Below are 18,110 nucleotides of genomic sequence, written 5' to 3'. Positions count from 1 at the left end.
CTGGTGAGAGGCGCTGTGTCTAGCCCAAAGAAGGCGGAAGACGCCAAGATGGCAGACAGCAACAACGCGGCCTCGTCCCACACGCTTCTGGAAGGGCGGCTCGGGTATCAGCTCGAGTCCGCCCTTCTGGTGCGTGCGCTCACCCACCGTTCGTACGCGTACGAGAACGGCGGCCTGCCCACGAACGAGCGGCTGGAGTTCCTCGGGGACTCCGTGCTCGGCCTCGTGGTCACGGACACGCTGTACCGCACCCACCCCGACCTGCCCGAAGGCCAACTGGCCAAGCTGCGGGCCGCGGTGGTCAACTCGCGTGCGCTTGCGGAGGTGGGCCGCGGGCTCGACCTCGGCTCCTTCATCCGGCTCGGCCGGGGCGAAGAGGGCACGGGCGGCCGGGACAAGGCGTCCATCCTCGCCGACACCCTGGAAGCGGTGATCGGCGCGGTCTATCTGGACCGGGGTCTGGAAGCGGCGAGCGAGCTGGTGCACCGGCTCTTCGACCCGCTCATCGAGAAATCCTCGAACCTCGGCGCGGGCCTGGACTGGAAGACCAGCCTCCAGGAGCTCACCGCGACGGAGAACCTCGGCGTGCCCGAGTATCTCGTCACGGAGAGCGGCCCGGACCACGAGAAGACCTTTACTGCTGCCGCCCGCGTCGGAGGCGTCTCGTACGGCACCGGCACCGGCCGCAGCAAAAAGGAAGCGGAGCAGCAGGCCGCGGAGTCCGCGTGGCGTGCCATCCGCTCCGCGGCGGATGAGCGGGCCGCGGCAGCGGCGGCTGCCTCTGCGGTTTCTGAGGCCGAGGGTGCCCCTGAGGCTCCCTCTGCCCCGGATGCCGCGTCTGCCTGACGGCACGTTTTCCTGGGCGCCCGTCGCGGTCGGTTCTATCGGCTGCGGCGGGTGCCCTGGTTTCTCTTTCCGTCGCTTCGCGGCGGAGTTCCCACCGCCCGCCCTTAATCGGCCTTGCGGCCTCGTCCTCAAACGCCGGACGGGCTTTTCCCAGGTTCCCCGGAGGAGACATGCCCGAGCTGCCCGAGGTCGAGGTCGTCCGGCGTGGGCTCGAACGCTGGGTCGGCGGTCGGACTGTGGCCGACGTGCAGGTGCTGCACCCGCGCGCCGTCCGGCGCCATCTCGCGGGCGCCGACGACTTCGCACACCGGCTCAAGGGCCACGCCTTCGGCGCGCCCATGCGCCGCGGCAAGTACCTGTGGCTGCCGGTGGCGGACACCGGCACGTCCGTGCTCGCCCACCTCGGCATGAGCGGCCAGCTCCTCGTCAAGACCCAACAGGCCCCGGACGAGAAGCACTTGAGGATCCGGGTGCGCTTCGAGGACGCGGCCGGCGGCGCCGCGCCCGGCACCGAGCTGCGCTTCGTCGACCAGCGGACCTTCGGCGGGCTCTCGCTGCACGACAACACCCCGGACGGCCTGCCGGACGTCATCGCGCACATCGCCCGCGACCCGCTCGACCCGCTCTTCGACGACGAGGCCTTCCACCAGGCCCTGCGCCGCAGCCGCACCACCATCAAGCGCGCACTGCTCAACCAGTCCCTCATCAGCGGCGTCGGCAACATCTACGCCGACGAGGCGCTGTGGCGCGCCCGGCTGCACTACGAGCGCCCGACGGCCACCTTCACCCGCCCCCGAACGACCCAACTCCTCGGCCACGTACGGGACGTGATGAACGCCGCCCTCTCCGTCGGCGGCACCAGCTTCGACAGCCTCTACGTCAACGTGAACGGCGAGTCGGGGTACTTCGACCGGTCCCTGGACGCCTACGGGCGTGAGGACGAGCCCTGCCGGCGCTGCGGCACCCCCATGCGGCGGCGCCCCTGGATGAACCGCTCCAGCTACTTCTGCCCGCGCTGTCAGCGCCCGCCGAGGGCGTCGTAACGCTGCTGGGCCGCCTTCACCTCGTCCTGGCTGCCCTCCACGAAGTGGATGAGTGCCAGCAGGCGCTCGGCGATCTGCTCTCCCAGCGGGGTCAGCCGGTAGTCCACGCGCGGCGGATTGGTCGGCTGCGCGTCACGGTGCACCAGGCCGTCGCGCTCCAGCGCGTGCAGCGTCTGCGACAGCATCTTCTCGCTCACGCCGTCGACCCGGCGGCGCAGCTCGTTGAACCGGAACGTGCCGTCGTGCAGCGCCCCGAGCGTCAGCGCGCCCCATCGCCCGGTGACGTGCTCCAGCGTGGACCGCGACGGGCAGCTGCGCGCGAACACGTTGTACGCCAGCTCCGCCTCCTCGGCTTCGGAGGCGTTCTCGGTGCGTGCGAGGGAGTCCATGAGGACAGCGTACTCTCCCGCAGCGCTAACCATCGGGTTGCACTAACCAGAAGTTAGTGCTTTCCTTTTGTCATCGCTGAGGGCCGGTCCTACCGGTCCGCCTTCGGCCGGTTCCGCGCTGCCCCGTCCCCTCCGTCCAAGGAGTACGTCCACCATGCCCAGCCCCGTCGTCGCCATCGCCTACCACTCCGGATTCGGCCACACCACCGTCGTCGCGGAAGCCGTCCGCACCGGTGCCGAGGAAGCCGGTGCCAGTACGCACCTGATCAAGGTCGACGAGATCACCGAAGCCGAGTGGGAGCTGCTCGACGCGGCGGACGCCATCGTCTTCGGCTCGCCCACCTACATGGGCACCGCCTCGGGCGCCTTCCACGTCTTCGCGGAGGCCACGTCGAAGCGCTGGTTCACCCGTGCCTGGCAGGACAAGCTCGCCGCGGGCTTCACCAACTCCGCGTCCAAGAGCGGTGACAAGCTGCACACCCTGCAGTACTTCCAGACGCTGGCCGCCCAGCAGGGCATGCACTGGGTCAGCCTCGGCCTGCTCCCCGGCTGGAACTCCAGCGAGGCCTCCGAGAACGACCTCAACCGCCTCGGCTTCTTCTCCGGCGCTGCCGCCCAGACCAACTCCGACGAGGGCCCGGAGGCCGTGCACAAGGCGGACATCGCCACGGCCGAACACCTCGGCCGCCGCGTCACCGAGACCGCGCGCGTCGTCGCGGCCGGCCGGGCCGCCGTCGCGGCCTGAGCCCGGACGGGGAGTCAGCGGCCTGAGCCCGGCCGGGAGTCAGCGGCTCAGAAGCCGAAGTCCTGCGTCCACCACGGGCCGCCCGGCGCGAAGTGCGCGCCGACGCCCAGGGTCTGGTAGTCGCAGTTGAGGATGTTCGCGCGGTGGCCGGGGCTGCTCATCCAGGCGTCCATGACGGACTGGGCGTTGGCCTGGCCACGGGCGATGTTCTCGCCGCCGAGGTCTGTGATGCCGACCTTCTCGGCACGGTCCCACGGCGTCGCGCCGTCCGGGTCGGTGTGCGCGAAGAAGCCGCGCTTGGCCATGTCGTCGCTGAAGTCCCCGGCCAGCGCGGCGAGTCCGGCGTCGGCACGGACCGGGCGGCAGCCCGCCTTGGCCCGCTCCTGGTTGACCAGCGAGAGCACCTCGGCCTCGGCCGCGTTCTCGCCGTCGGCGGGCGTCTCGGCAGGGGGCTGCGGCTTCGGCTTCTCGGTCGCCGTACGACTCGGGGTGGGCGTCGGCTTCTTCTCGCCCGCGCCCTTGTCCCCGCTGTCGGCGTCGCCCGGGTTTCCGGGCTTCTCCGTGTTCCCGTCGCGCCCGCCGCTCCCGGCCTTGTCGCCGGTGCCCGTGCCGGACTGCGGCTTCGACGGCGTGGGCGAGGGCTTGTCGGACGGTTTCGCCGAGGGCTTGCCGCTCGACTCGGAGGGCGTCGGGGCCGGGGCCGGGGCGTCGGCGCGGCCGGTGCCGCGGCTGGGCGTGGCCCGGTCGCGGTCGGCGCTGCCTTCGTCGCCGCCCTGGACGTCGAGCCCGGACGGGGAGCCGGCCGTGCGGATGGCGCCGGGTTCGTTGCCGCCGCCCAGCGAGTAGTTGTCACCGCCGGGCACCAGGCCGGAGGCGACCGCGACAGCGCCCATCGCCACGGCCGCGGACACCCCGAGCAGCCCGGTGCGCACGGGCGTGGAGGCGCGGCGCCCGCGCCGGTGCGACGTCGCACGCCGCGGCTCGGAGCGGTCGGAGGGGTACGTGACGTATACGTCGAGCCCCTGGGTTCCGTCGTACGCGTCGGGGTGGCCCTCGTGCGCGTCGGGAGCCGTGGAATGATCGGCGCGGCCGGTGGCGGCGCGGCCGCCGCCGGAGCGTCGGTGGCGTCCCATCTTCTGGCCTTTCGTCCAGACGCCCGGTGTCGGCCCCGGCGTCGTCCTGACGGTCAACGTGACTCACCCATACGGGTGAGGCTCGTCGAGTCGCGACTGTACGCGATGGCGCAAGGGGGCGAAGTGCTCCCTGGGCAATTGGCCGGTTAGCGTGCACCTTATGAACGAAGAAGTCCGGCTCACCGCCTGGGTGCGCGGCCGTGTACAGGGCGTGGGATTCCGCTGGTTCACGCGGGCCAAGGCGCTGGAGATCGGAGACGTGAGTGGCTTTGCTCTCAATCTCGACGACGGCCGCGTGCAGGTCGTCGCCGAGGGCCCGCGCGCGAGCTGCCGGCAGCTCCTCGACTGGCTGCGCGAGGGCGACACACCCGGCCGCGTCGACGGTGTGACTGAGATCTGGGACACGCCCCGCGGCGGCTACGACTCGTTCGCGATTCGCTGATCCGGCACCGCTCCGCGGACCCCCGCCGGGCGGGGGCGGGTGTGGCTGCGGCACCCGCCCGGGGCAGGAAAGGCCTGGTGGTTGCCAAGAAGCACTTGCCGTGGCAGGCTCCGCGAGTAACGATGATCTATACGCCCCCAGGGCCCCGCCGCCGAGGCAGCGCCGCAGGTTTCACCGCCGCGCGCCCCCGGGCCGCTCGCCAATACGGGGCGTGATCGTGTTGACCGTCAAACTTTTTGGTGAGACTCTGGAAGCCCCGCGCACCTTAGCTGTTTGGCATGTGAGAACGGCCAAGTAACACCCAGCAAGAACAGAAGAGTGCCAAGCACCGCGGGTGCGATTCCCTCACGACCCACACCGATTCGGTCGGTCACTCAGTGTGGAGGACCATCCATCATGGCAAAGGCGCTTCTCGGTTACGTCGGCGGCAGCGACCCGCGACTCCTCGCCGAGATGCGACGGCTCCAGCAGCGCGTCCAGGACCTGGAATCCGAGCTCGTCAGGATCCAGGCCGAGAACGACGCGCTGGCGGCTGCCGCTTCTCACGACTCGCTCCTCGAGAGCATCGACGTACCCCAGGCGGAGCCTGCGCTCACCTGACCCACGCACACCCCGAGCCCGGCAACGGACCGTCCTGCCACGCGTGGGCAGGCTTGCCCGTGATAAGCCGCTGAACAGAGAGATCTGCTTGATCGAATAGATCCGCGAGATCCGCAAGGGACGCTTCGGCGTCCCTTCTTTCTTTCCGCTCCCCGTGCCCGTGCGGGCCTTACACCTGATGTGCCCTGCACCTTCCTCCGTGAAACTGCTCGCACGTTCCTCGGTGAACTCCCGGCGAAAGGTAGAGTCACGCGGCGTGCACCTCAAGGCCCTGACACTGCGTGGTTTCAAATCCTTCGCGTCGGCCACGACGCTGAAGTTCGAGCCGGGCATCACCTGCGTCGTCGGACCGAACGGCTCCGGCAAGTCCAATGTCGTGGACGCGCTGAGCTGGGTCATGGGCGAACAGGGCGCCAAGTCGCTGCGCGGCGGCAAGATGGAGGACGTCATCTTCGCCGGGACGACCGGCCGGCCCCCGCTCGGCCGCGCCGAGGTCTCCCTCACCATCGACAATTCCGACGGTGCCCTGCCGATCGAGTACGCCGAAGTGACCATCACGCGGATCATGTTCCGCAATGGCGGCAGCGAATACCAGATCAATGGTGATACGTGTCGGCTGCTCGACATCCAGGAACTCCTCTCCGACTCCGGCATCGGCCGTGAGATGCACGTCATCGTCGGCCAGGGCCAGCTCGACTCCGTCCTGCACGCCGACCCGATGGGCCGCCGCGCCTTCATCGAGGAGGCCGCGGGCGTCCTCAAGCACCGCAAGCGCAAGGAGAAGGCGCTGCGGAAGCTCGACGCGATGCAGGCCAACCTCGCCCGCGTCCAGGACCTCACGGACGAACTGCGCCGCCAGCTCAAGCCGCTCGGCCGACAGGCCGCCGTCGCCCGGCGTGCCGCCGTCATCCAGGCCGACCTGCGCGACGCCCGCCTCAGGCTGCTCGCCGACGACCTCGTACGGATGCGTCAGGCCCTGAACGCGGAAGTCGCCGACGAGGCCGCGCTCAAGGCGCGCAAGGAGGCCGCCGAGGCCGAGCTGAAGACGGCGCTCCAGCGCGAGGCGGCCCTGGAGGACGAGGTGCGGCGGCTCAGCCCACGCCTGCAGCGGGCCCAGCAGACCTGGTACGAGCTGTCGCAGCTCGCCGAGCGGGTGCGCGGCACGATCTCGCTCGCCGACGCCCGGGTGCAGAGCGCGCGCTCGGCGCCCGCCGAGGAGCGGCGCGGGCGCGACCCCGAGGACATGGAGCGGGAGGCCGCGCGCATCCGCGAACAGGAGGCCGAGCTCGAAGCCGCCCTCGAAGCCGCGCAGCACGCCCTCGACGACACCGTCGCCCACCGCGCCGACCTGGAGCGCGAACTGGCCGCCGAGGAGCGGCGCCTGAAGGAAGTGGCCCGGGCCATCGCCGACCGCCGCGAAGGCCTCGCGCGGCTCGGCGGGCAGGTCAACGCGGCCCGCTCACGGGCCGCCTCCGCGCAGGCCGAGATCGACCGGCTCGCCGTCGCCCGCGACGAGGCGCAGGAGCGCGCGGTCACCGCGCAGGAGGAGTACGAACAGCTCAAGGCGGAGGTCGACGGCCTGGACGCGGGCGACGCGGAGCTCGGGGAGCGGCACGAAGAGGCCCGCCGGGCCCTCGCGGACGCCGAAGCCGAGCTGACCGCCGCGCGCGAGGCGGCCACCGCGGCCGAGCGGAAGCGGGCCGCCGTCGCCGCCCGGCACGACGCCCTCGCCCTCGGACTGCGCCGCAAGGACGGCTCCGGCGCGCTCCTCGCCGCCAAGGACCGGCTCACCGGACTGCTCGGCCCCGCCGCCGAACTCCTCTCCGTGGCACCGGGATTCGAGGTGCCGGTGGCGGCGGCGTTCGGCGCGGCGGCCGACGCCATCGCCGTGTCCACGCCCGCATCCGCCGCAGAAGCGATCCGCCTGCTGCGCAAGCAGGACGCGGGCCGGGCCGCACTGATGCTGGCGGGGGCTGACGGGGGCGGGGACCTCGGCGACGTACCACCGGATTCGCGTGGTGACGGGCCCCCGCGTGCCGCCGAACTCGTACGTGGACCGGTCGAGTTGATGCCCGCCGTGCGGCGGCTGCTGCGTGGCGTCGTCGTGGTCGGGACATTGGAGGACGCCGAGGATCTGGTGTACGCGCACCCGGAGCTGACGGCGGTCACCGCCGAGGGCGATCTGCTCGGGGCGCACTTCGCGCAGGGCGGGTCCGCGGGTGCGCCCAGCCTCCTCGAAGTGCAGGCCTCCGTCGACGAGGCGGCGGCCGAGCTCGCCGAACTCGGTGTGCACTGCGAGGAGTTGGCCGTGGCGCAGGAGCGGGCCGGGGAGCGGCGCAAGGAGTGTGCCGCGCTCGTCGAGGAGCTGGGGGAGCGGCGGCGCGCCGCCGACCGGGAGAAGTCGTCCGTCGCGCAGCGGCTCGGCTCGCTCGCGGGGCAGGCGCGTGGCGCCGCCGGTGAGGCCGAGCGGTCCGCCGCCGCTGCCGCCAAGGCCCAGGACGCCCTGGAGAAGGCCCAGTTGGAGGTCGAGGAGCTGGCCGAGCGGCTCGCCGTGGCCGAGGAGGCGCCCGCCGAGGAGGAGCCCGACACCGGCGCCCGCGACCGGCTCGCCGCCGACGGTGCCAACGCCCGCCAGACCGAGATGGAGGCCCGGCTCCAGGTGCGTACGCACGAGGAGCGGGTGAAGGGGCTCGCCGGGCGTGCCGACTCCCTCGACCGCGCCGCCCGCGCCGAACGCGAGGCACGCGCGCGTGCCGAACAGCGCAGGGCCCGGCTTCGCCACGAGGCCGCCGTCGCCGAGGCCGTGGCCTCCGGGGCCCGCCAGCTCCTCGCCCACGTCGAGGTCTCCCTCGTACGGGCGGAGCACGAGCGGGTGGCCGCCGAGCGGGCCAAGGAGGTGCGTGAGCGGGAGCTGGTCGCCGAGCGGAACCAGGGGCGCGATCTCAAGGCGGAGCTGGACAAGCTGACGGATTCGGTCCACCGGGGCGAGGTACTCGGCGCGGAGAAGCGGCTGCGGATCGAGCAGCTGGAGACCAAGGCGCTGGAGGAACTCGGTGTGGAACCCGCGGGGCTCGTCTCCGAATACGGGCCCGACCAGCTCGTGCCGCCCTCGCCCCCCGCCGAGGGCGAGGAACTGCCCGAAGACCCTGAACACCCGCGCAACAAGCCGGTGCCCTACGTCCGCGGTGAGCAGGAGAAGCGCCTCAAGTCAGCCGAACGGGCGTACCAGCAGCTCGGGAAGGTCAATCCGCTGGCGCTGGAGGAGTTCGCCGCTCTGGAGGAACGTCACAAGTTCCTCAGCGAGCAGCTGGAGGACCTGAAGAAGACGCGGGCGGACCTCCTCCAGGTGGTGAAGGAGGTCGACGAGCGCGTCGAGCAGGTCTTCACCGAGGCGTACCGGGACACGGCGCGGGAGTTCGAAGGGGTCTTCAGCAGGCTCTTCCCGGGTGGTGAGGGACGGCTGATCCTGACCGATCCCGACAACATGCTCACCACGGGCGTCGACGTCGAGGCCCGGCCGCCCGGCAAGAAGGTCAAGCGGCTCTCGCTGCTGTCCGGCGGCGAGCGGTCGCTGACGGCCGTGGCGCTGCTCGTGTCGATCTTCAAGGCGCGGCCCAGCCCGTTCTATGTGATGGACGAGGTCGAGGCGGCGCTCGACGACACCAACCTGCAGCGGCTCATCCGGATCATGCAGGAGCTGCAGGAGGCCTCGCAGCTCATCGTGATCACGCACCAGAAGCGGACGATGGAGGTCGCGGACGCGCTGTACGGCGTGTCCATGCAGGGCGACGGCGTCTCCAAGGTGATCAGCCAGCGGCTCCGCTAAAGCGCATCGCCGGATGTGCGGTGTTGATCCCGCGGGCCGGTGGGGGCTTGTCGCGCCCCGCGGCGGAGCCGCATGTCGATACAGCCCCGCGCCCCTGACGGGGCGCTTCGTACCGTAGCGGGCTTCGCTCCGCCCGGTTCACTCATCCGGCTCACCCTGTGTTCAGATCTTGAACGCAGGGTGACTCCTTACGGTCTCCAAATTCACAGTTAACGAGCTATTGACTTCGCAACTTGAAGGCATAGTCTCTGCAACGTTGCTTTTACCTTCAGGTGGTGGGCGGCGTGAAGTTGTGCGCCACTTGAAGGGCTCTCACCCCCACCCCCGGCAACGCAGCCGGTGGCCCGAGGAGTTCACGTGACCAGCACAGTGCAGCCGCCGCAGCCCGGGGCCAGGGAGGCCCGCCCGGACCATCTCGGCCATGTCATCTTCATCACGGCGGCCGCCGCCATGGGCGGATTCCTGTTCGGCTACGACAGCTCGGTGATCAACGGCGCGACCGTCGCGATCCAGCACCGGTTCGACGTCGACGCCAACACGCTGGGCTGGATCATCGCCACCGCCCTCCTCGGCTGCGCCGTGGGTGCCGCCATCGCGGGGCGCATCGCCGACCGCATCGGTCGCATCCGGGTCATGCAGGTCGCCTCGTTCCTGTTCGCGATCAGCGCCGTCGGCTCCGCGTTGCCGTTCGCCGCGTGGGACCTGACCATGTGGCGCTTCATCGGCGGCCTCGGCATCGGCATGGCCTCGGTGATCGGCCCGGCGTACATCGCCGAGGTCGCGCCGCCCGCCTACCGCGGCCGCCTGGCCTCCTTCCAGCAGGCCGCCATCGTCGTCGGCATCGCCGTCTCCCAGCTGGTCAACTGGGGCATCCTGAACATGGCGGACGGCGACCAGCGCGGCAAGCTGGCCGGCCTGGAGGCCTGGCAGTGGATGCTCGGCGTCATGGTCGTCCCGGCCGTCCTCTACGGCCTGCTGTCCTTCGCGATCCCCGAGTCCCCGCGCTTCCTGATCTCCGTGGGCCGCGAGGCCGAGGCCAAGAAGGTGCTCACCGAGGTCGAGGGCACGGCGGTCGACGTGGACGCGCGCGCCGCCGAGATCGAGCTGGCCATGCGCCGCGAGCACAAGTCGACGTTCAGCGACCTGCTGGGCGGCAGGTTCGGTTTCCTGCCGATCGTCTGGATCGGCATCTTCCTGTCGATCTTCCAGCAGCTCGTCGGCATCAACGTGATCTTCTACTACTCGAACCAGCTCTGGCAGTCGATCGGCCACGACCCGAGCAGCTCGTTCCTGTACTCCTTCGAGACGTCGATCGTGAACATCGTCGGCACGGTCATCGCGATGATCTTCGTCGACCGGATCGGCCGCAGGCCGCTCGCCCTGATCGGCTCGACCGGCATGGCCCTCGCCCTGTTCACCATGGCCTGGGCGTTCTCGTACCGCAGCGGATCCGGTGACGACGTCTCGCTGCCGCACGGCCAGGGCCTGGTCGCGATCATCGCCGCCAACGCCTTCGTGCTCTTCTTCGCGCTCTCCTGGGGCGTGGTGGTCTGGGTCCTGCTCGGCGAGATCTTCCCGAACCGGATCCGCGCCGCGGCGCTCGGCGTGGCCGCCTCCGCGCAGTGGCTCGCCAACTTCGCGATCACCAAGACCTTCCCGAGCATGTCGGAGTGGAGCCTGACCGGCTCGTACATCATCTACGGCGCCTTCGCCGCGATCTCGATCCCCTTCGTCGCCAAATTCGTCAAGGAGACGAAGGGCAAGACCCTGGAGGAGATGGGCTAAACCCCCCGCTGCCCCTCTCCTCTTGAGGAAGGCTGCCCCGGCTCGAGGACCGCAAGGTCAGTCCTTGAGCCGGGGCAGTACGTTTTCGCCGAACAGGTGCAGGCTCCGCCACCCCTCGTCGACCGGCATCCCGCCGACGAGCGGATGCAGGATGAGGTTGGCCCCGCCCTCCGCGAGGGCCACGCACGCGTCGGGCGTCAGGACGCGGTAGACGCCTTCGGCGCGCAGCCCCTCGACCGTGGTGGCGGCCGAGCGAACCGCCGAGCGGATGTCCTTGGACTGCCAGGAGGCATAGGTGCGCGCCTCGTGCAGGAAGTGCTCGCCGTGCTCGGCCCAGGTGCGGTCGGGGTCTTCGGAGAGGTGCAGGAGCGGGGTCTCGGCGGCGGGCATCATCGTCCAGCCCTCGGTGCCGTACTCGGCGCGCTTCTCGTCGTAGTACGTCTCCAGCTCCGGCAGATGCGCGCTCGGGAAGAACGGCAGGCCGAACCGGGCCGCGCGGCGGGCCGCCGCCCGTGAGGAGCCGCCGACCAGGAGCAGCGGGTGCGGCCGGGTGTGCGGGCGCGGGGTGACGCGCACGGTGCGGCCGCGGTGGCTGAACTCCTCACCGGTCCAGGCCTTGAGGAGGGTGTCGAGGAGCTCGTCCTGGAGCTTCCCGCGCCGCTTCCACTCGACTCCGAAGGCCGCGTACTCCTCGGGCCGGTAGCCGATGCCCGCGACCGTGACGAGCCGGCCGCCGCTCAGTAGGTCGAGTACGGCGATGTCCTCGGCCAGGCGCAGCGGATCGTGCAGCGGCCCGATGACCGCCGAGACGGTCACCGCGATCCTCCGCGTCGCCCCGAACACCGCGCCGGCGAAGGCGAACGGCGAGGGCAGCCAGTTGTTGGCGGCGCCGTGGTGCTCCTCGGTCTGGATCGTGGACACGCCGCGGTCGTCGGCGTACGCGGCCATCTCCAGGGCGGCCCGGTAGCGGGCGCTGAGGGTGTCGGGCGTGGCCGCGGGATCGACGAGATTGAAACGTACGACTGTGACGGGCATGGAGACGTCCCCCTTCACCGGGACGGTGAGCCGCGGGCAGCGGACCGGGTGCGGCGAAGGGGGACGTTAGCTGACGCTGCGTCAGATGACCAGGGGCGGGCGGCGGTCGGGGGCGCTCACGCCTTGGCGGGGGCGGGCTCGACGCCGGAGACCGGCTCCGTCGCCTCGGCCGTCGGGGCGGTCTCGGGGAGCGGCTGCCGCGGCAGGACCGCGTACAGCACGCCCGCGACCAGGATCGTGACGAGCCAGCCGAGGCCGTTGCGGCCGATCCAGGACGTGGCGAGCGGGCCGCTGAACCAGTCGACCTTGGTGAAGAGCAGGCCCACGACGAGCGCGGTGGCCCAGGCCGTCATGGCCTGCCAGGCGAAGCCCGCCTTGTACCAGTACGCACTGGTGCGCTTGGTGTCCATCAGGGCTTCGCCGTCGTACGTCTTCCTGCGGAACATGTCGACGCCGAAGACGCCGATCCAGGCGGAGAAGGCGACCGCGAGCAGCGTGAGGAAGGAGATGAAGGAGCCCATGAAGCTGGTGGCCACGACCATCAGGAGATAGCCGAAGATCAGGCTGATGATCGCGTTCACGCTGACCGCCCACGCGCGCGGGACCTTGATGCCGAGGGTCATGGCGGTGAAGCCCGCCGAGTACATCGACATCGAGTTGATCAGGAGCATGCCGATCAGGGCCATGATCAGGTACGGCACGGCGATCCAGGTCGGCAGCAGGTCGCCGAGGAAGGCGACCGGGTCCTGCGCCGAGGACAGGCTCGGCGTGGAGACCGCCATGACGGCGCCCATCAGGACCATGGGGACCACGACGATGGCGGCACCGCCGACGGCGTGGCCGACCAGCGGCTTGCTCGCGGCCGTGCGCGGCAGATAGCGGGTGAAGTCCGGCCCGGTGGGCACCCAGCTGATGCCGCCCGCGGCGATCGTGCCGATGCCCGCGATCATCATCGCGGTGGAGCCCGCGGGCTGGTCGAAGACCTTGGACCAGTCGGTGTCCGTCAGGAGATAGACCAGGACGAGGATGCTGAACGCGCCGAACAGATACGTCGACCACTGGCTGCACACGTGCAGGACCTTGCGGCCGAGGCCCGAGATGAGGAACGTGGCGGCGACGAAGAGGAGCAGCGTGACGACCTTCAGGGCCGTGTTCGCCTTCACGCCGAAGCAGATGTCCAGGACCGTGAGGATCGCGTACGCACCCGTGACCGCGTTGATCGTCTCCCAGCCCCAGCGGGCGACCCAGATCAGCGAGCCGGGGAAGAGGTTGCCGCGCTGGCCGAAGACCGCGCGCGAGAGCGTCATGCCCGGCGAACCGCCGCGCTTGCCCGCGATGGAGACGAGGCCCACCAGGCCGTAGCTCAGCACGGGAGAGACGAGGGCGACGATCAGGACCTGCCAGAAGTTCAGGCCGTTCGAGACGATCAGGCCCGCGCCCATCGTCAGGAGCAGAACGCTGATGTTGGCGGCCACCCACGTGGGGAACAGCTCACGGGTCCTGCCGTGGCGCTCGGAGTCCGGCACGGGCTCCAACCCGCGGGTCTCCAGGGCGCCTTCGTGTTCGGCCGTTTCGGCGGTGGTGCTCATGAGGGGTGGTTCCGTGCCTCTCGCTCGGCTTGCGTCGACGTCGTCGCCGGCCGGTGGGGGAGTTCGCTGGTGACCAGCTGATGAATGGCTGGGTGAGCAGCTGATGAATCTGTGGTGGGACTCTACGCGCGTTGACGCAGCCTCTTCCATCGTACTTTAGTCCGAGTAATGGCGGCTAGTGGCCTATGTCCTTTGGAGGAAAGCACAAGGGCGGTGCCCGAAGGGCCCATGACTGATACTGGGTGGGTTATGGAAATCGTCATCCTTGCTGTAGTCATCGCCGTGGTCGTGGTCGGTGCGATCGGCGGGCTCGTCGTCGGCAGCCGCAAGAAGAAGCGGCTGCCCGAGGCGAAGGCCCCCGCCACCCCGCCCACCATCACCGCCCCGCCGGCCGAGCCGCACGTCGGCGACGAGGCCGAGACGCCGCGCGACGAGGCGCGCCGCACGATCGAGGAAGTCGATCTGCCGGTCGCCGAGCCGTCGGCGTCCGCGCCCGTCGTCACGGAGGAGCCGCCCGCGGCGCCCCCGGCCCCCGAGATCGAGACCCCCGAGCCCACCGCGGGCCGCATGGTGCGCCTGCGCGCCCGCCTCTCGCGCTCCCAGAACGCCCTCGGCAAGGGCCTGCTCACGCTCCTGTCGCGCGAGCACCTGGACGAGGACACCTGGGAGGAGATCGAGGACACGCTCCTCACCGCCGACGTCGGCGTCGCCCCCACCCAGGAGCTGGTCGAGCGGCTGCGCGAGCGGGTGCGGGTGCTCGGCACGCGCACGCCCGACGAGCTGCGCACCCTGCTGCGCGAGGAGCTCCTGCACCTCGTCGGCACCGACTTCGACCGCGCCGTGAAGACGGAGTCCGGCCTGGAGACCCCGGGCATCGTGATGGTCGTCGGCGTGAACGGCACCGGCAAGACCACCACCACCGGCAAGCTCGCCCGCGTCCTGGTGGCCGACGGCCGCTCGGTCGTCCTCGGCGCCGCCGACACCTTCCGCGCCGCCGCCGCCGATCAGCTGCAGACCTGGGGCGAGCGCGTCGGCGCCCGCACGGTCCGCGGGCCCGAGGGCGGCGACCCGGCGTCGATCGCCTTCGACGCGGTCAAGGAGGGCATCACCGAGGGCGCCGACGTCGTCCTCATCGACACCGCGGGCCGCCTGCACACCAAGACCGGCCTGATGGACGAGCTCGGCAAGGTCAAGCGCGTCGTGGAGAAGCACGCGCCGCTGGACGAGGTCCTGCTCGTCCTGGACGCCACGACCGGCCAGAACGGCCTGGTGCAGGCCCGCGTCTTCGCCGAGGTCGTCGACATCACGGGCATCGTCCTCACCAAGCTCGACGGCACCGCCAAGGGCGGCATCGTGGTCGCGGTCCAGCGCGAGCTGGGCGTGCCGGTCAAGCTCGTGGGGCTCGGCGAGGGAGCGGATGATCTCGCGCCGTTCGAGCCCGAGGCGTTCGTGGACGCGCTGATCGGCGACTGACTGTTCCCCTGGTCGGGGACTTCTTCGCGACCCGGCACCGCAACCATTGATTGAGATACCACGACGGTGATCAGCCAGCTCCGCGAGAGCGGCGGCGGTTTAGCCGCAAAGAAGGGCCCCGCCCCGGGGTGCAGCCGGGAGCGGGGCTCTTCCGTATGCGGCTCCGCATGCGGCCTCCCGCGCGCGGGTGGTGCGCCCGCGCGGCCGGAGCGCTACGCGGGTGACCGGTGCGCCACGTACGCCAGGGTGCCGAGGACGAGGCGGGCGTGCGGCGGGCCCGTCACGGAGTCCGGGTCGGGGGAGCGCAGCCAGCGCACCGGGCCGAGGCCGCCGCGGTCGGACGGCGGCGCGGTGATGTGCGTGCCGGGGCCCAGGCCGTGCAGGTCGAGGGCGGCGTCGTCCCAGCCCATGCGGTAGAGGAGCTGGGGGAGCTCGGCGGCGGCGCCGGGGGCGACGAAGAAGTGCGTGCGGCCGTCCGGCGTGGCCGCCACCGGGCCGAGCGGCAGGCCCATCCGTTCGAGCCGCACCAGCGCGCGGCGCCCCGCGGTCTCGGCCACCTCGATGACGTCGAAGGCCCGGCCGACGGGCAGCATCACCGCCGCGCCGGGGAACTGCGCCCAGGCCTCGGTCACTTCGTCGAGCGTGGCACCCGCGGGCACCTCCGGGGCGAAGTCCAGCGGGTGGGCGCCGGGAGCCGGGCAGTCGGCCCGGCCGCAGGAGCAGCGGCCGTCCTGGGCGCGGGCGCCGGGCACCGCGGCCCAGCCCCACAGTCCCGTGTACTCGGCCACGGCTGTGCACTCCGACGCGCTCGCGCGACAGCGCCGACGGGACGCGGATCGCGACTCCCTCGGCTCTTTCGCCTCCTTGTTCACGCGCGCCTCTTTGGCTTCGCCCGTTCCGCCCGTTCCGCCGTCCTTGGTGGTCCCGCCCTCTTGGATGCCGCCTTCTTTGGCGCTGCCCTCTTTGGTGCTGTCTTCTCTGGTCCCGCCCTCTTTGGTTCCCCGCGCCCCGCCGTCTGTTTCCTTCGTTCCCCGGACACCGGCCCGGGGCTCTTTGGTCCCCCGGATGCCGCCGATCGTGAAGCCCATGCCCCCTCCAACGGGTCGTGTGTGCGGTGGTTACGTGACGGAATCGGATCGTGACTCTCTGCCCTGAAGCGCGTTGTGCACGTCTCAAGCCGACTGTCGCCGACTTTCGCCGTCTTCCGCCGTCAGGAGATGCCGGCGCCCGGAGGCATTACGGGTGGTGCACTCCGTGGCCCGCGCCCCTGTGTGCTTCACTCCGCCCACTTTTGGTTGGTCGCGGTTGTCCTGTGTCAAGTGAATCGCGTGCTGCGGGCCGGGAGTTCATTCGAAGGGGTGGCGAATGGTGGCGTTTCTGTGTTCTCCCTCGCCGGAGGGGTGATCGTAGGATTACTTTCAGTACACGACCCGGAGGCTCGCGCACCCGTGGGTATGCCGGAGGCAAGTCGGTTTCCCGTTCGAAGGGTGACATTCTCCGGACGGAGCGCCGCAACACGCGGCATTCTGTTAGGGCTTGACGTGGACCGCGAACAAGTGGCTTGAGGGATGGGGGCGTTCCAGTGGGCGGCAGTAGCGGAAGCGGTGTGAACGCTGAGAAGCGCCCCAATGAGATGCTCGGTTCCTGGTTCGTGCGCAGCGGCTGGTCGAAGGGCGAGCTGGCGCGCCAAGTGAACCGCAGGGCACGCCAGTTGGGCGCGCACCACATCTCCACCGACACCTCACGCGTCCGCCGCTGGCTGGACGGCGAGAACCCACGCGAGCCCATCCCGCGCATCCTCTCCGAGCTCTTCTCCGAGCGCTTCGGCTGCGTCGTCGCCGTCGAGGACCTCGGCCTGCGCGCCGCCCACCGCTCCCCGTCCGTCTCCGGCGTCGACCTGCCCTGGACGGGCCCCCAGACGGTCGCGCTCATCAGCGAGTTCAGCCGCAGCGACCTGATGCTCGCGCGGCGCGGCTTCCTCGGCACCTCGCTCGCCCTCTCCGCGGGCCCCGCCCTCATCGAGCCCATGCAGCGCTGGCTCGTGCCCGGGCCCTCCGCGCCGGTGGTCACCGAGCCCGAGCCGCAGCAGCTCGCCCCGCGCCGCCCCGGCCGCCTCTCCAAACCCGAGCTGGAGCTCCTGGAGTCCACGACGGTGATGTTCCGCCAGTGGGACGCCCAGTGCGGCGGCGGACTGCGCCGCAAGGCCGTCGTCGGCCAGCTCCACGAGGTGACCGACCTGCTCCAGGAGCCCCAGCCCGAAGCCACCGCGAAGCGCCTGTTCAAGGTCGCCGGCGAACTGGCCGAACTGGCCGGCTGGATGAGCTACGACGTAGGCCTCCAGCCCACCGCCCAGAAGTACTTCGTGCTCGCCCTGCACGCCGCCAAAGAGGCCGGCGAGAAGCCCCTCGGTTCGTACGTCCTGTCCAGCATGAGCCGCCAGATGATCCACCTCGGCCGCCCCGACGACGCCCTCGAACTGATCCACCTCGCGCAGTACGGCAGCCGTGACTGCTCAAGCCCGCGCACCCAGTCGATGCTGTATGCGATGGAGGCCCGGGCCTACGCGGGCATGGGCCAGCCCGGCCGCTGCAAGCGGGCCGTCCGCATGGCCGAGGACACCTTCGCCGACGCGGACGACTGGGACGAGCCCGAGCCCGACTGGATCCGCTTCTTCTCCGAAGCCGAGCTGAACGGCGAGAACGCCCACTCCTACCGCGATCTGGCCTACGTGGCCGGTCGTAGCCCCACGTATGCCTCGCTGGCCGAGCCCGTCATGGGCCGCGCCGTCGAGCTCTTCGGCAAGGACCCCGAGCACCAGCGTTCGTACGCACTGAACCTGATCGGCATGGCCACCGTCCACCTGCTCCAGAACGAGCCCGAGCAGAGCACGGTGCTCGCCGGCGAGGCCCTGGACATCGCCAAGAAGGTGCGCTCCGAGCGGGTCAACACCCGCCTGCGCAAGACCGTCGACAACGCCCTGCGCGACTTCGGAGACGTCGCGGCAGTGGTCCGGCTGACCGACCAGCTCGCCGTCGACATGCCGGAAACCGCGGAGGCCGTCTGAGGTTCCCCGCGCGCCGCGGACTGCCCCGGCGGCAGACCGCGCACCCGCCCCGGCCGCGGCCGGCCCATCCCGACAGCCCGACTCGGCTCCCCCCACGCCAGGTCATCCGGATGGCCACCGCGGCCGGTTTGCTTCTTTTC

Annotated in this window: 14 protein-coding genes; 9 read left to right on the top strand and 5 right to left on the bottom strand. The window is 70.9% G+C overall.

All coding sequences use genetic code 11. The features are described 5' to 3' along the window. The first annotated feature begins 3 nt into the window (after positions 1-3). A complete protein-coding gene (gene rnc / locus AC0KTA_RS10260) occupies positions 4-846 on the top strand; it encodes a ribonuclease III (protein ID WP_481054809.1) in 843 nt (280 codons plus the stop codon). 170 nt (positions 847-1,016) lie between these two features. Next, on the top strand, positions 1,017-1,889 hold the full coding sequence (gene mutM / locus AC0KTA_RS10255; RefSeq protein ID WP_481054808.1) for a bifunctional DNA-formamidopyrimidine glycosylase/DNA-(apurinic or apyrimidinic site) lyase: 873 nt from the start codon (positions 1,017-1,019) through the stop codon (positions 1,887-1,889). Here the strand turns inward: mutM and AC0KTA_RS10250 are convergent. Beyond that, positions 1,865-2,278 carry a winged helix-turn-helix transcriptional regulator gene (locus tag AC0KTA_RS10250; protein WP_481054807.1) on the bottom strand — a complete coding sequence of 138 codons (414 nt, stop codon included), beginning with the start codon at positions 2,276-2,278 and terminating at the stop codon, positions 1,865-1,867. The two genes, mutM and AC0KTA_RS10250, sit on opposite strands and share 25 nt — an antisense overlap. Before the next feature lie 154 nt (positions 2,279-2,432). On the opposite strand from AC0KTA_RS10250, the gene AC0KTA_RS10245 reads away from it, so the two are divergent. Then, a complete protein-coding gene (locus AC0KTA_RS10245; protein WP_481054806.1) occupies positions 2,433-3,023 on the top strand; it encodes a flavodoxin family protein in 591 nt (196 codons plus the stop codon). Positions 3,024-3,070: 47 nt separating this feature from the next. On the opposite strand, the gene AC0KTA_RS10240 is transcribed toward AC0KTA_RS10245, so the two are convergent. Then, the gene (locus tag AC0KTA_RS10240; RefSeq protein ID WP_481054805.1) at positions 3,071-4,156 is read right to left on the bottom strand and encodes a CAP domain-containing protein; all 1,086 of its coding nucleotides are present in this window, start codon (positions 4,154-4,156) and stop codon (positions 3,071-3,073) included. Positions 4,157-4,316: 160 nt separating this feature from the next. On the opposite strand from AC0KTA_RS10240, the gene AC0KTA_RS10235 reads away from it, so the two are divergent. The 4 genes from AC0KTA_RS10235 to AC0KTA_RS10220 all read left to right on the top strand — a co-directional run bounded on the left by AC0KTA_RS10235 (position 4,317) and on the right by AC0KTA_RS10220 (position 10,809). Beyond that, entirely contained in the window at positions 4,317-4,598 is a 282-nt protein-coding gene (locus AC0KTA_RS10235; RefSeq protein ID WP_481054804.1) for an acylphosphatase, read from the top strand. Between the two features lie 396 nt (positions 4,599-4,994). Next, positions 4,995-5,198: a hypothetical protein gene (locus AC0KTA_RS10230; RefSeq protein ID WP_016640148.1), complete on the top strand. Its 204-nt coding sequence runs from the start codon at positions 4,995-4,997 to the stop codon at positions 5,196-5,198. Positions 5,199-5,454: 256 nt separating this feature from the next. After that, positions 5,455-9,024 (top strand): chromosome segregation protein SMC, encoded by a 3,570-nt coding sequence (gene smc, locus AC0KTA_RS10225; RefSeq protein WP_481054803.1) that lies wholly within the window; start codon positions 5,455-5,457, stop codon positions 9,022-9,024. Between the two features lie 357 nt (positions 9,025-9,381). Further along, positions 9,382-10,809, top strand: a complete 1,428-nt coding sequence (locus tag AC0KTA_RS10220) for a sugar porter family MFS transporter (RefSeq protein ID WP_481054802.1) — start codon at positions 9,382-9,384, stop codon at positions 10,807-10,809. Between the two features lie 57 nt (positions 10,810-10,866). Here the strand turns inward: AC0KTA_RS10220 and AC0KTA_RS10215 are convergent, their stop codons facing one another. Together AC0KTA_RS10215 and AC0KTA_RS10210 are read right to left on the bottom strand one after the other, a co-directional pair. Next, positions 10,867-11,844, bottom strand: a complete 978-nt coding sequence (locus AC0KTA_RS10215) for an LLM class flavin-dependent oxidoreductase (RefSeq protein WP_481054801.1) — start codon at positions 11,842-11,844, stop codon at positions 10,867-10,869. Positions 11,845-11,960: 116 nt separating this feature from the next. Continuing rightward, on the bottom strand, positions 11,961-13,433 hold the full coding sequence (locus tag AC0KTA_RS10210) for a purine-cytosine permease family protein (RefSeq protein WP_481054800.1): 1,473 nt from the start codon (positions 13,431-13,433) through the stop codon (positions 11,961-11,963). A 249-nt stretch (positions 13,434-13,682) separates the two neighbouring features. On the opposite strand from AC0KTA_RS10210, the gene ftsY reads away from it, so the two are divergent. Then, positions 13,683-14,906 (top strand): signal recognition particle-docking protein FtsY, encoded by a 1,224-nt coding sequence (gene ftsY, locus AC0KTA_RS10205; RefSeq protein WP_481054799.1) that lies wholly within the window; start codon positions 13,683-13,685, stop codon positions 14,904-14,906. A gap of 212 nt (positions 14,907-15,118) precedes the next feature. On the opposite strand, the gene AC0KTA_RS10200 is transcribed toward ftsY, so the two are convergent. Then, on the bottom strand, positions 15,119-15,778 hold the full coding sequence (locus tag AC0KTA_RS10200) for a bifunctional DNA primase/polymerase (protein ID WP_481054798.1): 660 nt from the start codon (positions 15,776-15,778) through the stop codon (positions 15,119-15,121). A 710-nt stretch (positions 15,779-16,488) separates the two neighbouring features. Here AC0KTA_RS10200 and nsdA point away from each other — a divergent pair. Further along, entirely contained in the window at positions 16,489-17,970 is a 1,482-nt protein-coding gene (gene nsdA / locus AC0KTA_RS10195) for a transcriptional repressor NsdA (RefSeq protein WP_481054797.1), read from the top strand. Positions 17,971-18,110 lie beyond the last annotated feature (140 nt).

The organism is Streptomyces sp. Y309 (assembly GCF_056712025.1).
This window is presented reverse-complemented; position numbering and strand designations above follow the sequence as displayed.

Bases quoted from the DNA above. Each gene is read 5' to 3' on its own strand.
- AC0KTA_RS10230 (WP_016640148.1), top strand. From the start codon at position 4,995: ATGGCAAAGGCGCTTCTCGGTTACGTCGGCGGCAGCGACCCGCGACTC.
- AC0KTA_RS10215 (WP_481054801.1), bottom strand. From the start codon at position 11,844: ATGCCCGTCACAGTCGTACGTTTCAATCTCGTCGATCCCGCGGCCACG.
- AC0KTA_RS10210 (WP_481054800.1), bottom strand. From the start codon at position 13,433: ATGAGCACCACCGCCGAAACGGCCGAACACGAAGGCGCCCTGGAGACC.
- mutM (WP_481054808.1), top strand. From the start codon at position 1,017: ATGCCCGAGCTGCCCGAGGTCGAGGTCGTCCGGCGTGGGCTCGAACGC.
- AC0KTA_RS10235 (WP_481054804.1), top strand. From the start codon at position 4,317: ATGAACGAAGAAGTCCGGCTCACCGCCTGGGTGCGCGGCCGTGTACAG.
- AC0KTA_RS10245 (WP_481054806.1), top strand. From the start codon at position 2,433: ATGCCCAGCCCCGTCGTCGCCATCGCCTACCACTCCGGATTCGGCCAC.
- ftsY (WP_481054799.1), top strand. From the start codon at position 13,683: ATGGAAATCGTCATCCTTGCTGTAGTCATCGCCGTGGTCGTGGTCGGT.
- AC0KTA_RS10240 (WP_481054805.1), bottom strand. From the start codon at position 4,156: ATGGGACGCCACCGACGCTCCGGCGGCGGCCGCGCCGCCACCGGCCGC.
- AC0KTA_RS10250 (WP_481054807.1), bottom strand. From the start codon at position 2,278: ATGGACTCCCTCGCACGCACCGAGAACGCCTCCGAAGCCGAGGAGGCG.